Annotated in this window: 21 protein-coding genes and 2 pseudogenes; 12 read left to right on the forward strand and 11 right to left on the reverse strand. The window is 72.2% G+C overall.

Features of this window, described 5'->3' with window-relative positions; translation table 11 throughout:
- Positions 1-133: 133 nt before the first annotated feature.
- Together ABZ321_RS32720 and ABZ321_RS32725 are read left to right on the forward strand one after the other, a co-directional pair.
- A complete protein-coding gene (locus ABZ321_RS32720) occupies positions 134-550 on the forward strand; it encodes a hypothetical protein (protein WP_354898506.1) in 417 nt (138 codons plus the stop codon).
- A gap of 5 nt (positions 551-555) precedes the next feature.
- Positions 556-957: a hypothetical protein gene (locus ABZ321_RS32725; protein WP_354898509.1), complete on the forward strand. Its 402-nt coding sequence runs from the start codon at positions 556-558 to the stop codon at positions 955-957.
- A 753-nt stretch (positions 958-1,710) separates the two neighbouring features.
- On the opposite strand, the pseudogene ABZ321_RS32730 reads toward ABZ321_RS32725, so the two are convergent.
- Positions 1,711-3,021: pseudogene (locus ABZ321_RS32730) on the reverse strand (DEAD/DEAH box helicase); the annotation flags it as partial.
- A gap of 140 nt (positions 3,022-3,161) precedes the next feature.
- Between ABZ321_RS32730 and ABZ321_RS32735 the strand changes: the two are divergent.
- Positions 3,162-3,668: a DUF1360 domain-containing protein gene (locus tag ABZ321_RS32735; protein ID WP_344504294.1), complete on the forward strand. Its 507-nt coding sequence runs from the start codon at positions 3,162-3,164 to the stop codon at positions 3,666-3,668.
- Between the two features lie 7 nt (positions 3,669-3,675).
- On the opposite strand, the gene ABZ321_RS32740 is transcribed toward ABZ321_RS32735, so the two are convergent.
- Together ABZ321_RS32740 and ABZ321_RS32745 are read right to left on the reverse strand one after the other, a co-directional pair.
- Complete coding sequence (locus ABZ321_RS32740) at positions 3,676-3,861, reverse strand: antitoxin (protein ID WP_344504295.1); 186 nt, start codon at positions 3,859-3,861, stop codon at positions 3,676-3,678.
- Positions 3,862-4,303: 442 nt separating this feature from the next.
- Positions 4,304-4,912, reverse strand: a complete 609-nt coding sequence (locus tag ABZ321_RS32745) for a TetR/AcrR family transcriptional regulator (RefSeq protein WP_354898512.1) — start codon at positions 4,910-4,912, stop codon at positions 4,304-4,306.
- Positions 4,913-4,986: 74 nt separating this feature from the next.
- Between ABZ321_RS32745 and ABZ321_RS32750 the strand changes: the two genes are divergently transcribed.
- Complete coding sequence (locus tag ABZ321_RS32750; RefSeq protein WP_354898515.1) at positions 4,987-6,108, forward strand: FAD-dependent monooxygenase; 1,122 nt, start codon at positions 4,987-4,989, stop codon at positions 6,106-6,108.
- Positions 6,109-6,181: 73 nt separating this feature from the next.
- Here ABZ321_RS32750 and ABZ321_RS32755 read toward each other — a convergent pair whose 3' ends face one another.
- From ABZ321_RS32755 to ABZ321_RS32770, 4 genes are all read right to left on the reverse strand, one after another.
- Positions 6,182-7,117 carry an aminoglycoside phosphotransferase family protein gene (locus ABZ321_RS32755; RefSeq protein WP_354898518.1) on the reverse strand — a complete coding sequence of 312 codons (936 nt, stop codon included), beginning with the start codon at positions 7,115-7,117 and terminating at the stop codon, positions 6,182-6,184.
- Between the two features lie 274 nt (positions 7,118-7,391).
- Entirely contained in the window at positions 7,392-8,573 is a 1,182-nt protein-coding gene (locus tag ABZ321_RS32760; protein ID WP_344504299.1) for a sensor histidine kinase, read from the reverse strand.
- A gap of 21 nt (positions 8,574-8,594) precedes the next feature.
- Positions 8,595-9,317 carry an ABC transporter permease gene (locus ABZ321_RS32765; RefSeq protein ID WP_354898521.1) on the reverse strand — a complete coding sequence of 241 codons (723 nt, stop codon included), beginning with the start codon at positions 9,315-9,317 and terminating at the stop codon, positions 8,595-8,597.
- Complete coding sequence (locus tag ABZ321_RS32770) at positions 9,314-10,207, reverse strand: ABC transporter ATP-binding protein (protein ID WP_344504301.1); 894 nt, start codon at positions 10,205-10,207, stop codon at positions 9,314-9,316. The genes ABZ321_RS32765 and ABZ321_RS32770 overlap by 4 nt, the downstream gene beginning before the upstream one ends.
- Positions 10,208-10,513: 306 nt before the next feature.
- On the opposite strand from ABZ321_RS32770, the gene ABZ321_RS32775 reads away from it, so the two are divergent.
- The 3 genes from ABZ321_RS32775 to ABZ321_RS32785 all read left to right on the forward strand — a co-directional run bounded on the left by ABZ321_RS32775 (position 10,514) and on the right by ABZ321_RS32785 (position 11,935).
- Positions 10,514-10,915, forward strand: a complete 402-nt coding sequence (locus tag ABZ321_RS32775; RefSeq protein WP_344504302.1) for a DUF2752 domain-containing protein — start codon at positions 10,514-10,516, stop codon at positions 10,913-10,915.
- A 46-nt stretch (positions 10,916-10,961) separates the two neighbouring features.
- Entirely contained in the window at positions 10,962-11,360 is a 399-nt protein-coding gene (locus ABZ321_RS32780) for an RDD family protein (RefSeq protein ID WP_344504303.1), read from the forward strand.
- Positions 11,361-11,425: 65 nt separating this feature from the next.
- Positions 11,426-11,935 carry a metallophosphoesterase gene (locus ABZ321_RS32785; RefSeq protein ID WP_354898525.1) on the forward strand — a complete coding sequence of 170 codons (510 nt, stop codon included), beginning with the start codon at positions 11,426-11,428 and terminating at the stop codon, positions 11,933-11,935.
- Here the strand turns inward: ABZ321_RS32785 and ABZ321_RS32790 are convergent.
- Positions 11,916-12,800, reverse strand: coding sequence for a polysaccharide deacetylase family protein (locus ABZ321_RS32790; protein ID WP_354898528.1), 885 nt, complete (start codon positions 12,798-12,800; stop codon positions 11,916-11,918). The two genes, ABZ321_RS32785 and ABZ321_RS32790, sit on opposite strands and share 20 nt — an antisense overlap.
- Positions 12,801-12,945: 145 nt before the next feature.
- Here ABZ321_RS32790 and ABZ321_RS32795 point away from each other — a divergent pair, with 145 nt between their 5' ends.
- The 3 genes and pseudogenes from ABZ321_RS32795 to ABZ321_RS32805 form a co-directional block, all read left to right on the forward strand.
- The gene (locus tag ABZ321_RS32795) at positions 12,946-13,380 is read left to right on the forward strand and encodes an AraC family transcriptional regulator (protein ID WP_354898531.1); all 435 of its coding nucleotides are present in this window, start codon (positions 12,946-12,948) and stop codon (positions 13,378-13,380) included.
- A 20-nt stretch (positions 13,381-13,400) separates the two neighbouring features.
- Complete coding sequence (locus ABZ321_RS32800; RefSeq protein ID WP_354898534.1) at positions 13,401-13,829, forward strand: VOC family protein; 429 nt, start codon at positions 13,401-13,403, stop codon at positions 13,827-13,829.
- A gap of 123 nt (positions 13,830-13,952) precedes the next feature.
- Positions 13,953-14,067: pseudogene (locus ABZ321_RS32805) on the forward strand (ATP-dependent DNA ligase); the annotation flags it as partial.
- A gap of 225 nt (positions 14,068-14,292) precedes the next feature.
- On the opposite strand, the gene ABZ321_RS32810 reads toward ABZ321_RS32805, so the two are convergent.
- From ABZ321_RS32810 to ABZ321_RS32820, 3 genes are all read right to left on the reverse strand, one after another.
- A complete protein-coding gene (locus ABZ321_RS32810; protein WP_354898537.1) occupies positions 14,293-14,862 on the reverse strand; it encodes a GrpB family protein in 570 nt (189 codons plus the stop codon).
- A complete protein-coding gene (locus ABZ321_RS32815; RefSeq protein ID WP_354898540.1) occupies positions 14,862-15,830 on the reverse strand; it encodes an ATP-dependent DNA ligase in 969 nt (322 codons plus the stop codon). Before ABZ321_RS32815 ends, ABZ321_RS32810 begins: the two co-directional genes overlap by 1 nt.
- A 117-nt stretch (positions 15,831-15,947) precedes the next feature.
- Positions 15,948-16,859, reverse strand: a complete 912-nt coding sequence (locus ABZ321_RS32820) for an NAD(P)/FAD-dependent oxidoreductase (RefSeq protein ID WP_354898542.1) — start codon at positions 16,857-16,859, stop codon at positions 15,948-15,950.
- A gap of 169 nt (positions 16,860-17,028) precedes the next feature.
- On the opposite strand from ABZ321_RS32820, the gene ABZ321_RS32825 reads away from it, so the two are divergent.
- Complete coding sequence (locus ABZ321_RS32825; protein ID WP_354898545.1) at positions 17,029-17,925, forward strand: ATP-binding cassette domain-containing protein; 897 nt, start codon at positions 17,029-17,031, stop codon at positions 17,923-17,925.
- The gene (locus ABZ321_RS32830) at positions 17,922-18,704 is read left to right on the forward strand and encodes an ABC transporter permease subunit (RefSeq protein WP_344504312.1); all 783 of its coding nucleotides are present in this window, start codon (positions 17,922-17,924) and stop codon (positions 18,702-18,704) included. The genes ABZ321_RS32825 and ABZ321_RS32830 overlap by 4 nt, the downstream gene beginning before the upstream one ends.
- Positions 18,705-19,034 lie beyond the last annotated feature (330 nt).

Raw genomic sequence — 19,034 nt, forward strand, 5'->3', positions numbered from 1 at the left:
GCCTCGGGGTCCTGAGGTTCTGTGGTGCAGGGCACGGTGCGGTTTGGTGACAGAGAGTCGATCGCTTTCCTGACGCCGGGCGCCGAACCGGATCCCTACCGTCATGCGGGACACCGATGCAGATGAGGGAATCATGGGACTTTTCAAGCAGTTCAAGGACATGCGGAACGTCGCCGCCGCCGCGCCGGGCATGGTCGCCCAGGCCCAGCAGACCAGCGCCGCCGCGCAGGCCTACGCGGCCCAGCAGCAGGCCACCTACGGCATGCAGGGCTACGGCGCCGCCAACGCCTACGGTGCCCCGGTCGCGACCGGTATCGCCGCCGACGACCCGCGGCTCGCGCCGATCGCCGGCGTCGACCTGGTGATGTACGCCCGCATCTCGAAGGCCGCCTCGCAGGAGGGCCTCAACGCCGACGGCGTGGTGCTGAAGGCGCAGTCCTTCGGCGTGCCCGCTTCCTCGTGGGACGAGGCCGCGGCCGGCTGGCCGGCCCGCATGCGTGGCGACACCCAGCTCGCCGTGCACTACGGCAACCTGTTCGGTCAGGTCTGACCCCCGTGGGCCTCTTCGGTGACCTGCGCCGGCTGAACCAGCAGGCACGGGCGGTCGACGCGACCTACGACCCGGCCGCCCAGATGCGCGCCGGCATGGCGCAGATGCAGCAGGCCCAGCTCAGCATGCAGGCGCAGACCGCGAACCTGGAGCTGGAGCAGATCGGTACACCCGGCGCGGCGACGATCCTCGGGCTGGTCGACACCGGCACGCGGATCAACATGGTGCCGCTGGTGCGCCTGAACCTGCTGGTCGAGCACGCCGGCAAGCCGCCCTACCCGGTGACCGTCGAGACGATGCTGCCGTTGCACGCGTCGGCGCAGGCGGGGATCGGGCAGCGGGTGTCCGTGAAGGTCGACCCGTCACGCGCGGAGCGGGTGCTGGTCCGCTGGGGCCTGCCCGTCTGAGTCCGCTGTTCCGCCGGTGTACCGGTTGTGCCGTTCCACCGGAGTTGCTGGTTTGCGCTGATCCGCCGGCGTTTCCTGGTTGCGCCGTTCTGCCGGCGATTTTGGTTTGCGCTGTTCCGCCGGTGTACCGGTTGCGCTGTTCGCCGTTTCGCTGGTGCTTGTGTACGGCTTTGCTTGTGTACCGTTTGGGCCCCCGGCACGTCGGCCGGGGGCTGCTCAGCGTCCGCTTCTGCGGCCGACCCTGGTCTGCGCGGAGAACGCCGCGGCGCCGGACGGCCGTGCGGTCGCCGCGGTGCCTCCGGTCTTCGGGGCGCCTCCGCCGGCCGCGGTCTCCCGCTGGCCCTCTCGCTGCCCTTCGCGGTGGGTGGCGGGGCGCCGTCCGTGCCGGCGACCGCTGCCCGCGTCGCCGGCCTCGCCCCCGGCTCGGCGTGCCGTGGTGTCGCTGCCCCGGTTTGCCGTGGCGTCCCCGCTCCGGCGGCCGGTGCCGTCTCCGGCTCGGCGTGCCGTGGTGTCGCCACCCCGGGTCGCCGTGGCTTCCCCGCTCCGGCGTGCCGCCGCGGCGCCGCCGCGGGCCGTCGCTTCCTCGCCGCCGCGTGCCTTCGGCTCGCCGCCGCGCGCGCTCCCGCCCCGGCGTCCGGTCCGGCCGGGGCCTTCCGCGGCGAGCGCGGTGCCGCGGCGGGTGGGGGAGGCGGAGGCTGTGATCGTACCGGCGACGCTTGGGCTTGTGGCACTTTCTGCCGCGCTGCCCGCTCCACGGCGGCGACCCGAACGGCGGCGACCCGCGGTGCGCGGGGTGTCGGTGCCGTCCTCGACCCTGGCGCGACCCTGCTGCCGTGGGACGGTGACCGGCTCGGCGGGCGGCTCGTGGAACGTGCGCACGCCCGGGGCCAGCTCGGTCAGCAGCGAGTCGCCGGGGCGCAGCCTGGTGATCGTCGGCTTGATCCCGGCCTCGCGGGCCAGCTGCCGCACGTCACCGGTCTGCTTGTCGGTCATCAGCGTGACCACGGTGCCGCTGGCACCCGCCCGGGCCGTGCGACCCGACCGGTGCAGGTAGGCCTTGTGCTCCGCCGGCGGGTCGGCGTGGATGACCAGCGCGACGTCGTCGACGTGGATGCCCCGCGCGGCGATGTCGGTCGCGACCAGCGTGCGGGCGCTGCCGTCGGAGAACGCGGTCAGGTTCCGGTCGCGGGCGTTCTGCGCCAGGTTGCCGTGCAGCTCCACGGCCGGCACACCCGCGGCGACCAGCTTGCGCGCGAGGGTCTTCGCGCCGCGCTTCGTGCGCGTGAACACCACGGTCCGCCCGGGCGCGGCGGTCAGCTCGACCAGCACCGGGAACCGGTCCTCGTCCCGCAGGTGCAGCACGTGATGGGTCATGTCCACCGGCGGCGCCGCCACCGGGTCGACACTGTGCGTGACCGGGTCGCTCAGGTAGCGGCGGACGAGCACGTCGACGCCGGCGTCGAGCGTCGCCGAGAACAGCAGGCGCTGCGCGTCGGCGGGCGTCGCGTCGAGCAGCCGGCGGACCACCGGCAGGAAGCCCAGGTCGGCCATGTGGTCGGCCTCGTCCAGGACGGTGACCTCGATGTCGTCGAGGCGCGCGTGACCGGACCGCACGTGGTCGTCGAGCCGCCCGGGGCAGGCGACGAGCACGTCGACCCCGGCACGCAACGCGGCGATCTGCGGGTTGGCCCCCACGCCGCCGAACACGACCTGCGTGCGCAGCGACAGTGCCTGCGCGAGCGGGGCCATCGCGGCCTCGACCTGCGTCGCGAGCTCTCTGGTCGGCACGAGCACCAGCGCCCGGGGGCGTCCGGGGCGTCGCGGTGCCCGGCTCGCGGCGAGCCGGATCAGCACCGGCAGCACGAACGCATACGTCTTCCCGGAGCCGGTGCGACCCCGCCCGAGCACGTCACGACCGGCGATCGCGTCCGGCAGCGTGGCCGTCTGGATCGGGAACGGCTCGGTCACGCCGCTGGCGGCGAGCGCGGCGACGAGCGGTGCCGGGACGCCGAGATCGGCGAAGGTCGCCGACGAGGATGCAGGGATGAGGCGGCGGACCGCCATGAAGTCTCCGAACGTCTGAGGGGTCGTCCTGCCCGGCGCTGACAGTGGTGGTCGCGGCGCGGGGGCCGACGGTGCGGACCCATCGTACCCGAGACGATCACCTGGTTTGCGGCTCGGACGGTCCGGGTAGCTGCCAATCCATGGCAGACATCGATGTCCGGACCGCGGCCACCTACGCGCGGAAGGCGCCCGATGAGCGTCCGCTGCGGGGGTACGCCACCGTCATGGCCGTCTTCGGCGCCGCCGTCGCCACGGCCGCCGGTGTTGCCAAACTCACGGGAAAGCGGCTCCCCGAGCGCCCCGCACCGGCCGACGTGGCCCTGCTGGCGGTCGCCACCCACAAGCTGTCCCGGCTCATCACCAAGGACGCCGTCACCAGCCCGCTGCGCGCCCCCGTCACCCAGTTCGAGAGCGCCGCGGGCTCCGCGGAGGTCAACGAGACCCCCCGCGGCCACGGCGTCCAGCACGCCCTCGGCGAGCTCCTGACCTGCCCGTTCTGCACCGCGGTCTGGGTCGCGTCAGGCCTCGGCGCCGGCCTCGTGTTCGCCCCCCGCGCGACCCGGTTCGGCATGGCCGTGGCGTCCGCGATCGCCGGCGCCGACTTCCTGCACCTGGCCTACTCCGCCGCGAAGAAGGCCGCCGGCTGACCTCCGCTCACTGCTTGGTGGAGTCCCCGCCCCCGGTGTGCTGCTGCGCGGCGTCGACGGCCTTCTCGATGTGCTCAGTGTGCTTGCCGCCGGTCTTGTCGTCGACGATGTCGCCCACCTTCTCCAGCGCGGCGTCAACCTTGTCGTCGTGCTGGTCGGCGAGGTCCTTCACCCTGTCGAAGAAGCTGTTCATCGCTCGTCCCCCTTGTCCGTTTTCCGTACTGTTCCCGTACTCGTGCCACTGTGCCACGATCATGCCCGACCGCCCTCCCCAGGTCACCCGTCCGGCGCGGTTCGCTTCCACCCGGCTGCCTCGACGCGCTGGCCCGGGGTGCTGGCCCGGGGTGCTGCCTCGACCTGCTAGCTCGACGTGCTGGCCTCGGTGTGCTGCCTCGACGCGCTGTCTCGGCATGCTGTCTCGGCATGCTGGCCCGGCGTGCTGGCTCGACGTGCTGCCTCGACCTGCCAGTACGCCGACGCGCTGGCTCGACGCGCTGGCCCGGCGTGCTGCCTCGACCTGCTAGCCCGACGCGCTGGCCGGCGTGCTGCGTCGGCGTGCTGGCTCGACGTGCTGGCCCGGCGTGCTGGCCCGGCGGCGTGCGAGGCGACGATGTTGCCCGCACCCCCATCGGCGCCTAGTGAGGCCGCGTCGTCATCCAAGGCCGCAGCGCCACGCCGGTCGCCTCCTCCACCGCCGCCCGCATCTCCTTCGGGTCGTGATGCGCCGGCAGGTCTTCCATCACCACCTGCACCGCCCCGGTCACCGCCCCGACGAAAGCCCCGACCAACGCCCCCGCCCTGACCCGGTCCAGCTGTTCCGGGAACGCCTCGGCCAGATGCGCCGCGATCTGCTGCTGGGCGTCCAACTGGATCTGCAGCGCCCGCCCCCGCACCGCCGGCACCTCCCGGATCAGCCGCAGCCGTAACGCCGCCAGCCGGTCGGTCAGGTCGTCACTGTCGACGCCGGTCAGATACAGAGCGCGGATCAGCACCTCGACCGGCGTGTCCTCCGAGTCGCGGGCGGCTATCGCGTCGACCGTCGCCTGGACCCGGCGGTCGCTTTCGGGGAACAGCAGCTCCTCCTTGCTCGCGAAGTAGCTGAAGAACGTGCGCGTGCCGATGTCCGCCGCTGCGGCGATGTCGGCCACGGTCGTGCGCTCGTAACCGTCCCGCTCGAACAGCTCGGTCGCGGCGTCGACGAGGGACTGCCGGACTCGGGCGCGTTTGCGGTCACGCAAGCTCATGCCGACATCGTACCGCATCAACTGCCGACTCGCACTCATTGCAATTCTGCACTGGATGCAGCTATCGTGGTGGCATGACTCCTCCCACCGTCCTCATCTCTGGCGCCGGCGTGGCCGGCCCGACACTCGCCCACTTCCTGGCCCGCGGCGGGTTCCGGCCCACGATCGTCGAGCGCGCGAGCGGCCTGCGCTCCAGCGGCAATCCGGTCGACGTGCGAGGCCCGGCGCTGCCCGTGGCCGAGCAGCTGGGCATCATGCCCCAGCTGCGGGCCGCCGCCACCCACGCCACCTCGATGCTCGTCATCGACGCCAAGGGCCGTCCCGCCGGCCGCGTCCCCATGCCGAGCTCCAAGAGCGCGGCGGGCAACAGCGAGGTCGAGCTTCCCCGTGGCGCCCTCGCCGCGATCTTGCAGGAGGCCGCCCGCGGCGACGCCGAGCTGCTGTGGGACGACACCGTCACGTCGGTGTCGCAGGACGCGAGCGGCGTCGACGTCACGTTCGAGCAGGCGGCTCCGCGCCGCTTCGATCTCCTCGTCGGCGCCGACGGCCTGCACTCCGCGGTGCGCCGGCTCGTCTTCGGTCCCGAGCGCGAGTTCGTGCGGCACATGGGCGTCTGGGTGGCGACGATGCCGCTGGACGAGCCGGCCGACCATCCGCACGACGTGCTGATGCACAACACGCCCGGCAGGCTCGTGTCGATCCATCCGTCCACGGGCCGGGCGATGGTCGCGTTCATCTTCCGCGGTCCGATGGTCGACGGCTTCGACCACCGCGACACCGCCCAGCACAAGCGCATCGTCACGGATGCCTATGCGGGCGCCGGCTGGCGGGTCCCCGAGCTCCTCGCCAGGCTGCAGGCGACACCCGACCTCTATTTCGACTCCGTCAGCCAGGTCCGCCTGCCGTCCTGGTCACGGGGGCGGGTGACGCTGCTCGGCGATGCGGCGTCCTGTGTCTCCTTGTTCGGCGACGGCTCGAGCCTCGCCATGGCCGGCGCGCACACCCTGGCGACCGCGCTCGCGGCGAGTCCGTCCGACCATGCGTCGGCGTTCTTGGCGTACGAGGCAGCTCACCGCACCCGCACCGACGCCAAGCAGCGCGCCGCCGGCCTCGCCGCGACGATGCTGATCCCGAAGACGCGGCTCGGCATCGCCACCCGCAACGTCGCCGCCCGCGTCCTGCTCTCGCACGCCTGATCAACCGACGGGCGGCCGCAGGCCGACCCACCGGGCTGCGGCCCGAACGATCTCACCACTGCTCTTGGAGGTGTCAGGTGCGCATCGCGGCGATCGTGTCGGCGGCGGCGAGCATCTGGGCGGCCAGCGGCTGGAGGCCGACCTGGACCAGGACGAGGCCCGTCGAGACGCGTTCGACGACACCCCACTCCCAGATCGCCGTCTCGTCGAGGCCGGTGCGGGCCGCGAGCCAGCGCGAGCGGTCACGGGGGTCGGCCGCCATCAGCTCCACCGGGTCTTCGCGCATGATGACACCGAGGTCGTATTCCGCCTCGACGAGCAACCCGTCAGGGTCGACGAGGCGGAAGCCGTCGGGGGCGCGCAGCGTGTTCCACTCGTGGACGTCGCCGTGGACGAGGACGGCCCGTTCGTCGTCGTGGGCGGCGACGCGACGCTCGGCGCAGGCGAGTGCGTGCGCGACGGTGCGTTCGGCGCAGGGCCGGTCCAGCCGCTCCCACGCCCCGGTGATGAAGGTCGTGAGCCACGCGCCCTTCGCGGCCCCGGTCGGCAGCCCGGCGTCCGGCGCCGGCCGCCACACCTGGCTCGCGACGTCGCAGAGGATCTCGTGGCGCGTGGTGACCGGCAGCCCCAGCTCGAAGAGGCTCGGTCCGAGCTTCTCCAGCAGCAGCGCGTCCCGGGCGACGTCGTGCCGCAGCAGCCGCGCGCACCCGTCGCCGCCCGCGAGCCGCAGCACTGTCACCTCGTTGGCCGCGGCGTTGCCCGCCCGCGGCACGATCAGCTTCAGGACCGCGGGCGTGCCGTCGGTCATGGTGGCGTCGGCGACGAAGGCCTCGGTGGCGTCGGTGTACACCCGCCCGACGCGGATGGCCCAGTCCGCCTCGATGTCGGCGACGAGCTCGGGCAACCGTCGCAGCCAGGCGTGTGCCCCGGCAGCTTCCGCCTTCGCCCGTACCGTCGCCGGCAACGCCTCGTCGACCCACCTCGGCGGCCTGTTGTCCGTGCTCGTCACGGTCCGGTCCTTCCTGTGCCGTCCGCACCTGGCACCACCGGCGTCAGTCGCCGACCGGCGTCTGTCGCGGCCGGTGTCGCGGCAGCGGGCGCGGCTCCGGGCGGTTCGTCCGTGCCGGCCGCCTGAGCTGCTCGGTCGACGCGGCCCGGCCGCTGCGATCCGTTCGGGACGGGAGGTGCCTCCATCGGTCGGAGCCTGCCCGCCGGCCGGGCCGCGGGCAACCGCAATACGGCGCCGCTGTGACGAGGGCCCGACGCTTGGCGGGGTGGCACGGTCAGGTGGTGGCTCGCAGGACGAACCCGCCGCCGTCGCGGTTGCCGATGGTCAGGGTGCCGCCGGCGGAGTCGACGCGTTCGCGGAGGCCGGCGAGGCCGTGGCCCGGCGAATCGAGGTCCGCGTGGCCGGCCGGGTCCCGGGTGGCAGCGGCCCGGGTGGAGGCGTCCGTCGCGGACGCCGACGCGGCGGACGGGCGGGTGGTGGGGCCGCGGCCGTCGTCGCTGATCTCGACGGCGTTGTGCTCCAGGCGGATCCAGCAGTGTTTCGCATCGCTGTGACGGATGACGTTGGTGACGCCCTCGCGGACGACCCAGGCGAAGAGCTGCTGCCGGGCAGGGTCGGCGGCCTCGGCGGTGAGCGGCACCTCGGCCTCGATGCCGGCGGCGTCCAGGGCGCTGCGCGCCGAGGCGAGCTCCGTGGCCAGGGACATCTCGCGGTAGCCGGAGACGGCGGCGCGCACGTCGACGAGGGCCTCGCGGACGAGGCGTTGGATGTCGGTGAGCTCGGCCTCCGCGCGGTCGGGGGCGATGCGGACCAGCCGGGCGGCGAGCTCGCTCTTCACGGAGACGACGGTGAGGGAGTGGCCGAGGAGGTCGTGCAGGTCGCGGGCGAAGCGGTTGCGTTCGGCGGCGACGGCCAGCTGGGTGATCTCCTCGCGGGCCTCGGCGAGCTGGGCGTTGCGCTGCACGACGCGGGTGACGCCCCAGACGGCGAGGGCGGCGACCAGGACGGCGAAGGTGAGGTCGATGCCGCCGTCCCAGCCGGGCACGAGCTTCGGCAGGGCGGCGGCGCACGCGGCGGCGCTGAGGACGACGGTCCAGGCGAGGCGCGGGCCGAGCGAGAACACGGCCATCACGCCGACGTAGACCAGCGCCGTGAGGCCCGATTCGCCGACGATGAGCGTGAGCGCCGCGGTGAGGGCGATCATGACCCCGAGCCGCCACGCCGCGGAGGGAAGGACCATGGGGGCGCCGGTGCGTCGCATCGCGGCGCGGGCGGCGACGAACGACATCAGGTAGAGCACGCAGAAGGCGAGCGCCGCGGTGAGGCCGGCGACGCGCTCCCAGACCTCCGGGCGGCGCCAGGCGTCGCCGATGGGGCCGGCCATGTAGAACAGCCAGACCGCGGCCCACAGCCAGAAGAACCTGGGTGCGGACCGGCGGCTGGTTGGGTCACTCATGACGGACACGGTACCGACGACTCAGGCGCGGGCGGTGTCGACGCGGAACCGGCGCAGCGCGACGAGCGCCAGCACGAGCGTCCAGCCGCCGAGGACGAGGATGGCCTGGACGTCGATGTGGCCGTGGTCGAGCGGGCTGCGGGCGACCTGCCCGGTCCAGTAGGACGGGGTCAACTTCGCGATCTGCTGCATGAAGCCCGGCATGAGCGAGACCGGCACCCAGAGCCCGCCGAATGCGGCGAGGGTCAGGTTGAGCAGCGCGGTGACCTGCTGGACGCCGTCGGGCTTCGCGAGGTAGCCGATGACGACGCCGAGCGCGGCGAAGGGCAGCGCGGACAGCCAGGCGCCGACGAAGCACAGCACCCACTCGGTCGCGGTGAGCCTGATGTGCAGGCCCAGGGCGCCGACGAGGAACGTGACGAGGGCCGGTGGGATGGCGACGAGCAGCGCGACGATGACCTTGTTGACGACGTACCCGCCGGGGGACAGGGGCGTGAGGCGCAGGGTGCGGTTCCAGCCGAGGCCGCGCTCGACGGCGATGGTGCTGCCGCTGGTGAGGGCGGCAGTCATGGCGCCGAAGAGGGCCATGCTGACCATGACGTACTTCTTGGCGTCGGCGTCGCCGCCGACGGAGACGCCGCCGATGATGAGCAGGAGCAGGGCCGGCATGAGCATCGAGAAGATGACGACGCGCTTGTTACGGACGAGACGGACGATCTCCATGCGGAGGTAGGTCGTGTTCACTTGCTGCTCCCGGCGGCGGTGAGGGCGATGAAGGCGTCTTCGAGGTTGCGCGCGGTGACTTCGACGTCGCGCGCGTCGGTGGAGTTGAGCAGGGACCGCAGGGCGGTGTCGGAGTCGTCGCAGTGCAGCATGACGACGTCGCCGCGGGTCTCGACCCGGTCGACGCCCGGCAGGGCGGCGAGGCCGACGAGGTCGGCGCCGGGGAGGGTGGCGCGGATCGTCCGTCCGGTCACGGCCGCCTTGATCTGGGCGGCGGTGCCGTCGGCGATGACCTGGCCGGAGCGCAGGAGCACGATGCGGTCGGCGTAGGCGTCGGCCTCGTCGAGGTAGTGGGTCGCGAAGAGCACCGTGCGCCCCTGTGCTGTCTCCTGCCGCATCGTCGTCCAGAACCCGCGACGGGTCTCGACGTCCATGCCGGTCGTCGGCTCGTCGAGGACCAGCAGGTCGGGGTCGGCGACGAGGGCCATCGCGAAGCGGATGCGCTGCTGCTGCCCGCCGGAGAGGCCGCCGACGCGCTGGTTGGCGAACTCGGCGACCCCCGCGCGTTCGAGGACCTCCGGCACCGGACGCGACCGCTGCTGCAGGGCGGCGGTGAGGCGCACCGTCTCGCCCGCGGTGAGGTCCGGCAGCAGGCCGCCGCTCTGCAGCAGCGCGCCGACCGTGCCCTTCGCGATCGCCTTCGCCGGGGACTGCCCGTCGAGCAGGACCGTGCCCTCGTCGGGGCGCAGGAGGCCGAGCAGCATGTCGATCGTCGTGGACTTGCCCGCACCGTTCGGGCCGAGGAGCGCGACGACCTCGCCGCGGCGGATCGTGAGGTCCAGCCCGTCCACGGCGGTGAGGGCACCGAACCGTTTCGTGAGGCCGGTCAACTGGACTGCTGCGTTCGTCATGCCAGAAGCATCGCCGGGCATCCACCCCGGCGGATCTGTCCGGCGTCACCCGCGACCCCATGACGGATGTCATGCCGGGGTGCATGCGGGATCACCCGAGGACCCTGACACGCGTCCATCGGGCAAATATTTCGTATCGTTATCATTGCGTCCTCGCCCGTTTCATCCGCTTGTGTACCGATATCTGACGACTCATGTAGCCACCTTCGACGTAGATGTCGGTCGTTCGGATGAGCTAACGGGGTGGTGAGGGCCTGATCCCGTGCCATACGATCGCGGTCCCACACCGTCGATCGAGCAGGTCACGTGCGCAAGCAGCTGTCCGTCCCCGAACGTATCGGCGCCCTCGGCGCCGGTATCGCGGTGGCCGCGGCGTTCTGGCCGATGTTCACGACATCCACCGGTCTCGGTGCGCCGTGTCTGCTGCGCACCTTCACCGGCGTCCCGTGCCCGGCCTGCGGTCTGACCACCGCCGCGGTCGAGCTGGTGCACGGACACGTCGTGGCCTCGGCGGCGGCGAATCCGGCCATCCTGGGCGTCGCGGCGGTGACCGCCGTGACGGTACCGCTGCTGCTGCTGCGCCAGGTCGGCGTGGTCGGCGCCCCGGTGCCGTGGTCCGGCAGGGCCCGATCGCGCATGGGCTGGGTCATGCTCGTGGCGGCAGCCATGAGCTGGGCCTTCCAGTTGCACCGGCTCGGGTTCTCCTGAGCCGGAAGTTGTTGCAGTACCCCCACTTTCTCGTCCAAGGAGTTCCATGAACCTCGCAACGTGGCCCGTGCGGGTCGGCGCCTTCATCGTCGACTACATCCCCGCCTGGCTCCTGTTCGGCATCGGCGCCGGCGTCGGCCGCAACGACGACGGCACGCTCGGCCCGATCTACTTCGTGTTCTCGCTGCTCGGCTTCGGCTACATCGTGTACAACCGCTGGATCCTCGGCGGCAAGGGCCAGAGCCTCGGCAAGAAGGCGCTGGGCCTGTACCTGGTCAAGGAGCAGACCGGCCAGCCGATCGGCGCGGGCATGGCGTTCCTGCGGGACATCGCCCACGTCGTCGACAGCATCATCTGCTACATCGGCTGGCTCTTCCCGCTCTGGGACGCCAAGAAGCAGACGCTGGGCGACAAGATCGTCGGCACGGTCGTCACCAAGGCGTAAGTCCGCCATGGGAAGCACCCCGGACCTCCGGGGTGCTTTTTCATGCGCCCGGTAGCGTCGGCGTGATGAGGCTCGTGCTGGTCGCCGACACCCATGTACCGCAGCGGGCGCGTGACCTGCCGGCCCAGCTGTGGGCGGCGGTCGAGGCCGCCGACGTCGTCATCCACGCCGGCGACTGGGTCGACGAGCCGTTCCTGGACCGGTTCGAGGCCCGGTGCGCTCGGCTGGTCGGTGTGTACGGCAACAACGACGGCCCGGCGCTGCGGGCCAGGCTGCCCGAGGTCGCCGACGTCGACCTCGACGGGCTCCGGGTCGCCGTCGTGCACGAGACCGGCCCGGCGACCGGCCGCGAGCAGCGCTGCGACGCCCGCTTCCCGGGCCGGGACCTGCTCGTCTTCGGCCACTCGCACATCCCGTGGGACACCGTCACACCCGCCGGCCTGCGACTGCTCAACCCGGGCTCACCGACGGACCGCAGGCGCCAGCCGTACGCCACCTACATGACCGCGACCGTGACCGGCGGGGCGCTCGTCGACACGGTGCTGCACCAGGTGCTCAGAGCGCCTCGAGCGTGAAGTACTGCTTCAGGAACGGCAGCAGCGTCTGGTACGCGATGATCGTGTCGGGCTGCTTGTTGTCGTGGGACAGCACGATCGAGCCCTGCCGGACGTGCTGCTTCACGTCGGCGATGACCCGCCTGATGTGGGCGGCGTCATCGGAGTCCTTCGTGTGGTTCCAGTCCGCGGGGTCGACGTCCCAGTAGATCGACGCCATCCCGAGGTCCTTCGCCTTCGCGATCAGGCCGGGGGTGAAGTTGCCGCCGGGCGCGCGGAAGTACTTGATCGGGGCGCCGGGGGCGGCGGCGTGGATGGCCTCGTTGGTGCGCTTGAGGTCCCACTCGATGTAGCCGGGGTCCTTCTTCGCGAGATTGGTCAGGTGCTGCCACGAGTGGTTGCACAGGGTGTGCCCCTCGTCGGCGATCCGCCGCACCAGCGCCGGGTTGTCCCGGGCGCGGAAGCCGACCAGGCAGAACGTGGCCTTGACGCCGTTGTCCCGCAGCAGGTCGAGGATCTTCGGGGTGTTCACCGGGTCGGGCCCGTCGTCGAACGTCAACGCGACCGCGGTCGTCCCGGTGCGGCTCTGCGAGCCGGCGGCGCCGTGACCGGAGCCCGGCGGGCGGATCACGAACGTGCCCTCGGGCCCCTTCACCGTCGACGCGCTCGCCTTCGGCGACGGCTTCCCGGCCGGTGACTTCGAGGCGGACGGGCCCGCCGACGGCGACACGTCGGCCGTCGGGGAGGGGTCTGCGGACGCCGTCGCGGAAGGGGCGCCGGTGGCGGGCCGGGCGGCCTGGTGGTCCTGCTTCTTGTCCGACCCGCACGCCGTGAGGGCGAGCATCGAGGCGATCAGCAGCGTGACCACGGACCTGCGTCGGGGCACGTTGAACGCTCCTTACAACAAACGGCAAAACGCGTTGCCCGGCCAACGTAGCCGAATCCGGGCATGATTCACATCCCCTCTAACGGAACGGAGGCATGTGAATACGTAGGGTCATGGGGCTCGATACTGCCGTTATGGTGCTGGCATGACGACCGCCAGGGTGGTGCCCGTGCAGCTCCTACCGCATCTACGCCGTGCCCGGGACCATCTCGACCGGCACTATCGCGAGCCCCTCGACCTCGACGCCGTCGCCGCTGTCGCGTGCGTCTCCAAGTACCACTTCGTGCGCAGCTTCGAGTCGGCGTATGGCGAGACGCCCATGCGTTACCTGACCCGCCGCCGGATCGAGCGCGCCCAGGACCTGCTGCGCTCCGCCAATCTGACCGTCACCGAGATCTGCATGCTGGTCGGCTTCAGCAGCCTCGGCTCGTTCTCGTCCAAGTTCACCGCGATCGTGGGCGAGAGCCCGACCGCCTATCGGGACCGCTGGGCGGCGCTCGGCAATCCGCACGTCCCGGGCTGCTTCCTGTTCATGAACGGCGTGCTGACGCGCAATTCTGGAGAAGCACCCCGAAACTGACGGTCAGTAACGTTGTCCGCATGATCTCGAACGTTTCGCTTGTCACGCTGTACTGCCTCGACCAGGACAAAGCCCGCGACTTCTACGTCGACGTGCTCGGCTTCGAGGTTCGCACCGACGTCACGCTGGGTGAAGGTTACCGCTGGCTGACGATCGGCCACCCGAGCCAGCCGGAGCTGGAGGTGACCCTCATGCTCCCCGGCCCGCCGCTCGACGAGGAGGCCGCCGCATTCGTCCGCCGCCAGCTGGAGAAGGGTCAGATGGGCGCGCTCGGCCTCCGTGTCGACGACTGCCACAAGACGTTCGAGGAGCTGTCCGCGAAGGGGGTCACGTTCCTGCAGGAGCCCTCCGACCGCCCGTATGGCGTGGAGGCCGTCATGCGCGACATCACCGGCAACTGGCTGGTCTTAGTCGAGCCCCGCGCCTTCACACCCGAAGACTTCAGCTGACGGGACGCAAGCCCGCCAGATGACGCGCCGCTTCACCCTGACCTCCGCCCCGAGCCCCGCGATGCACGTGGAGGTGTTTGACGACAAGCGCTCGACCACTGGTCTGCCCGGCACGACGGTCATCGCGACCTGGTCGACTACCTCGACGCCGTCCGTTCGCAGATCATCCCGGCGCTGACGGGGCGGCCGCTGTCGGTGGTGCGGGTGCTGTGGGGGCCAGGCGCCCGTCATGCAGAAGTGCACGCCCGGCTCCAGCCAGCCCGCCCCGACCTGACGCTCGGAGTGGCCGGTTCCGCAGGCGGCGAGCACGGCTCTGCGGTGCGCGACCGCAGCGGTGCGCGACGGCAGCGGTGCGCAACGGCAGCGGTGTGCGGATGGCAGCGGTGCGCGGGTGGCGTCGGGTCGGGTTGGCTGGTGGGCATGGGTGCGCAGAGGGAGATGGCTCAGGCGTGCGGGGCTGAGCTCATGGCTGGTGAGCGTTGTGCGCTGACCAGCCGGTGGCGGCGGCCCACTCCTCCGCTGCGACGATGACGAGGTCGACGACCGGGTCCTTGACGTCGCTGTAGATGCCGAGGTCGTCGGGGATGCCGGAGAGGGCGTCGGCGAGGGCGGACTTGAAGGCGCCATAGGCCGGGACGGCGGCGGGGTGGGCGCGGAACCAGTCGCGGAAGAGCAGGGCCAGGCGTTCGTTCGGGGAGCCGGTGCGCCGGACGTGCAGGTTGATGCCGGGGCCGGACCACATCCGCTTGGTCCATCGGGCCGGGTCGTCGGTCAGGCCGGCGGGCACGTGGTCGCGCTCGAACGGCATGCGGGACAGGCCCAGGGCCTGCAGCGGGGCGTCCAGCGGCGCGTCGAGGTCGGCCACGCTGACCTGCAGGTCGAGGACCGGCTTGGCGGGCATGCCCGGGATCGACGTGCTGCCGATGTGCTCGACGGCGGCGGCGTGCGGGGCCAGGTCGTGCAGGAGGCGGGCGGCGAGCGCGAGGCCCTGGGCGGCCCAGTCCTCGCGCGGCGCGTCGACGATGATCGGCATCAGGGCTCCACTGTGGCTTCGCGTTTGGCCTTGGCGCGGCGTTTTCCTTCGTGCATCGCCTGTACACGTGGCACGGGGATCGTGTGGCCTTCCTCGATCAGGGCGGCGTCGAGTCGTTGCGGGGGTGGCATCCGCTCGGCCCACGGGTCGGCGCCGGCGAGGAGGGCGGGCACGCTGTGGACGGTGAAGTCGGCCGGCGTGACGTCGTCGAGGTCGTCCCAGGCGACCGGGAAGGAGACCGGCGTGCCGGGGCGCAGCCGTGGACTGTACGCGGCGGCGACCGTCGCGCCGCCGACCCTCGTCGGGTCGAGGAAGACCTTGCCCTCGCGGTCCTCGCGGATGAAGGCGGTCGTGGCGAGGGACGGGTCGAGCCGGGCGGCGCGGGCGGCGACCGCGCGGGTGGCGGCGGCGATGTCCTCCATCGGCGCGTGGGCGTCGATGGGCACGAACACGTGCAGGCCCTTGGCGCCGCTCGTCTTCACCACGCTGTCCATGCCGAGGTCGGTGAGCACGGCCCGGATCAGCCTGGCCGCGCCGACCGCGAGCCCGAACGCGTCCGGCGTCGGCGGGTCCAGGTCGAGGATCATGTGGGTGGTGTGCGCGAAGTCGGGTGCCTTCGACAGCAGCGGGTGGAACTCGATGGAGCGCTGGTTGGCGAACCACAGCAGGGTCCGCCGGTCCTCGCACAGCCCGTAGGTGACGTTGCGCTTGGACGACTCGGCCCAGACGGTCACCCGGGGCACCCAGTCGGGCGTGTACTTCGGCAGGTTCTTCTGCATGAAGGGCGCCTGGCCGCGCAGCACCCGCACCACCGACAGCGGACGCCCCGTCAGCGCTGGGATGATCTGCGAACGGACGGCGTCGAGGTAGTCGACCAGGTCGCGCTTGGTCGCTCCCGCCTCGTCGAACAGGGTCTGGTCGAGGTTCGTCAGCGCGACGCCGTCGCGCTCCTCATTCGCAGCGGTCACCGCCACACCGTAACCCCCGTCCGATGTCAGACACTGGAACCTAGTGTCCTAGGAAGCGTAACGCGACGTGACCCCGGCCGCCAGTCGCAGCCGGGGCAGACCCTCAACGAGCGCGGATCACGCCGCGTCCTCCAGCACCAGATCCATGTTGATCAGACCGGCGGTGCTGACGCCGGCGGCGGCCGAGGCGATGACCGTGGCCATCGGCTCGGTGACGTTGCCCGCCAGGTAGATCCCGGGGACGCTGGTGGTTCCGGCGGGACCGGAGGGGAGGTGCGTGCCCAGCGGCACGCCGTGCGCCTCGAAGGCGGCCGGTGTCAGTCCCAGCGGCTCGAGGAACGCGGCGCGTGCCGTGACCCGTCCCATCGCAACTAGGGCCTCGACCGGCACGATGATGCCGTCCGCCAGGTGGGCGCCGTCCGCGCCGTACGAGACGACCTCGCCCTCGACGATCCGGATCCCGCGCCGGTCCAGCCGCGCGACCTCGTCCGGGGTCGGGGCGGGGGCGGTGTGCCGCAGCAGCGTGACCTGCGGGGTCCACTGCCGCCACAGCAGCGCCTGGTGGGCCGCCATGCCGGTGGTGGCGAGGACGGCGACCGGCCGGTCCCTGACCTCCCAGCCGTGGCAGTACGGGCAGTGCAGCACCCGGCTGCCCCAGTGCTCGGCGAGGCCCGGGATGTCCGGCAGCTCGTCGACGAGGCCGGTCGTGGCGAGGATCCGCCGCGCCGACACGGTCCGGCCGTCCGCCGTTTCGACGGCGAACTTCGGCGACGCGCCGGTGACGGCGGTGACGACGCCGTCGCGGATTTCGCCACCGTACTGGTGAACCTCGGCCCGTCCGATCGACAACAGCTCCGCCGGCGGCGTGCTCTCCCGGCCGAGGTAGTTGTGCACGTGGCCGGCGGGGGCGTTACGGGGTTCGCCGGCGTCGATGACCAGCACCCGGCGGCGGGCCCGGGACAGGGTGAGCGCGGCGCTCAGGCCGGCCGCGCCGCCGCCGATGATCACTACGTCGTAGTCGTTGTCCATGCAACGAGCGTCCGTCGCCCTGGCGCGATCCGCAATGGTGCTTGCCGAAACAGCAAGGCCGGCTCGTCTGCGGGTAGGACGCGGGTCCTACCTGAGGACGAGAGATCGCGGTTCGGTTCGCTACCTGAGACTGTCGTCGCGGGTCCGTGACCGGTCGTAGCGTCGGGGCATGATCGAGGCGCAGGCATTGAGCAAACGCTACGGCGGCACCGTCGCCGTCGATGCACTGTCGTTCGCCGTGAAGCCCGGGCAGGTCACCGGGTTCCTCGGGCCCAACGGTGCAGGCAAGTCCACCACCATGCGCATGATCGTCGGGCTGGACCACCCGACGTCGGGCACCGCTACGGTCAACGGCCGTCCGTACCGGGCCCATCCCGACCCGCTGCGGCAGGCGGGCGTCCTGCTCGACGCCCGATCCGTCCACAAGGGACGGTCGGCCCGCGCGCACCTGCTGGCGCTCGCGCACACCCACGGCATCCCGGCCACCCGCGTCGAAGAGGTCCTCGGGCTGGTCGGCCTGGAGTCCGTGGCGCACCGGCGCGCCGGCGGGTTCTCCCTCGGCATGGGGCAGCGGCTCGGCATGGCCGCGGCGCTGCTCGGCGACCCCGCCGTCATCATCCTCGACGAGCCGGTCAACGGGCTGGACCCCGACGGAGTCCTGTGGATCCGCAACCTGTTGAAGGACCTCGCCGCGGAGGGGCGCACGGTGCTGGTGTCCAGCCACCTGATGAGCGAGATGGCGGTCACCGCCGAGCACCTCGTCATCGTCGGCCGGGGCCGGCTCCTCGCGGACACCACCGTCGCCGAGCTGATCGCCCGGGTCGCGGTCGGCACGGTCGTGGTCCGCTCGCCCGACGCCACGGCGCTGCGCGACGCCCTGACCGCCACCGGTGCCGTCGTCACCGGCGTCGAGCCCGGCTTGCTGCACGTCACCGCCGCCACCGCCGAGCACATCGGTGACGTCGCGCGCGCCGCCGGCATCGCCCTGCACGAGCTCACCCCGCGCCGTGCGTCCCTGGAGGAGGCCTACATGGAGCTCACCGGATCGGAGGTCGAATACCGATGAGGCTCACGTTTCCGCGCGTGCTGCGCTCCGAGTGGAGCAAGCTGCTGTCGCTGCGCTCGACCTGGCTCACCCTCGGCGTCATGGCCGTCGTCACCGTCGGCCTCGCCGGCGCGGTCGGCTATGGCGTGCACCGTTCCGTCCTCGGTGGCGGCGGTGCACCCGACGTGGCCCGGGCCGTCAGCGCCGGTTTCCTGCCCGTCGACTTCGTCGTGCTCGTCGTCGGCGTGTTCGGCGTCCTGCAGATGACCGGTGAATACGGCACCGGGTCCATCCGCTCCACCCTGACCGCGGTCCCGCGCCGCTGGCCCGTCGTCTGCGCGAAGGCCGTCGCCCAGGCGACGCTCACGGTGCCGCTGATGACGGTGGTGTGCCTAGGGTCGTTCCTGGTGTGCCAGGCGTTCCTGGGCGCCGACGGCGCGTCGCTCGGCGACCCGCAGGTGCCGCGGGCGGTCGCGGGCGCCGCGGCGGGTCTCGTCCTCACCGGCCTGCTCGGCCTCGGCGTCGGCACGCTGCTGCGCCACTCCGCCGGTGCGATCACCGCACTCGTCGCCGCCATGTTCGTCGGCCCGGCGCTGCTCGGCGCCGCGCTGCCCGCCGACCGCGCCGACGACGTCATGCGCTTCGTGCCGACGGTCGCCGCCCAGGCCATGTATAGCGTCGACGGCTCCGGAAACCCGTTCAAGACCTTCTCCCCGGCCGTGTCGGCCCTGGTCCTGGCAGGCTGGGTCGCGCTGTTACTACTCGCCGGCACCCTCGTCCTGCGACGCAGGGACGCCTGACCCCACCCGCACGCCGCTACGGCCCGGCCGCGCCCAGCGGCGCGACGCGGTCCGAGCCACGCCACCCTTCGCCCGCCGAGCCGGGCAGTGAGCGGGGGCGGAGCAGTGCTGGTCGCGCCTCATCGCTGCGCGTGGCCGGGGATCAGCGGGGCGCGGCGGTCCCCGTCGTGCCCCGCTGATTCTCGGCCGGCGTCGGCGGGGCGGCGCTCGCCAAGGTGGTCACGGAGATGTCCGGGCCGGGCGTGAGCGGAGCGGTCCTGGTCGTGTCGTTCTCGCTCGGCCGCGGCCTGGTAGGAGCGGCGGTCCTGATGGTGTCGTCGTTGCGTGGCT

It is taken from the genome of Dactylosporangium sp. NPDC006015 (assembly GCF_040614215.1).
Taxonomy (GTDB): domain Bacteria; phylum Actinomycetota; class Actinomycetes; order Mycobacteriales; family Micromonosporaceae; genus Dactylosporangium; species Dactylosporangium maewongense.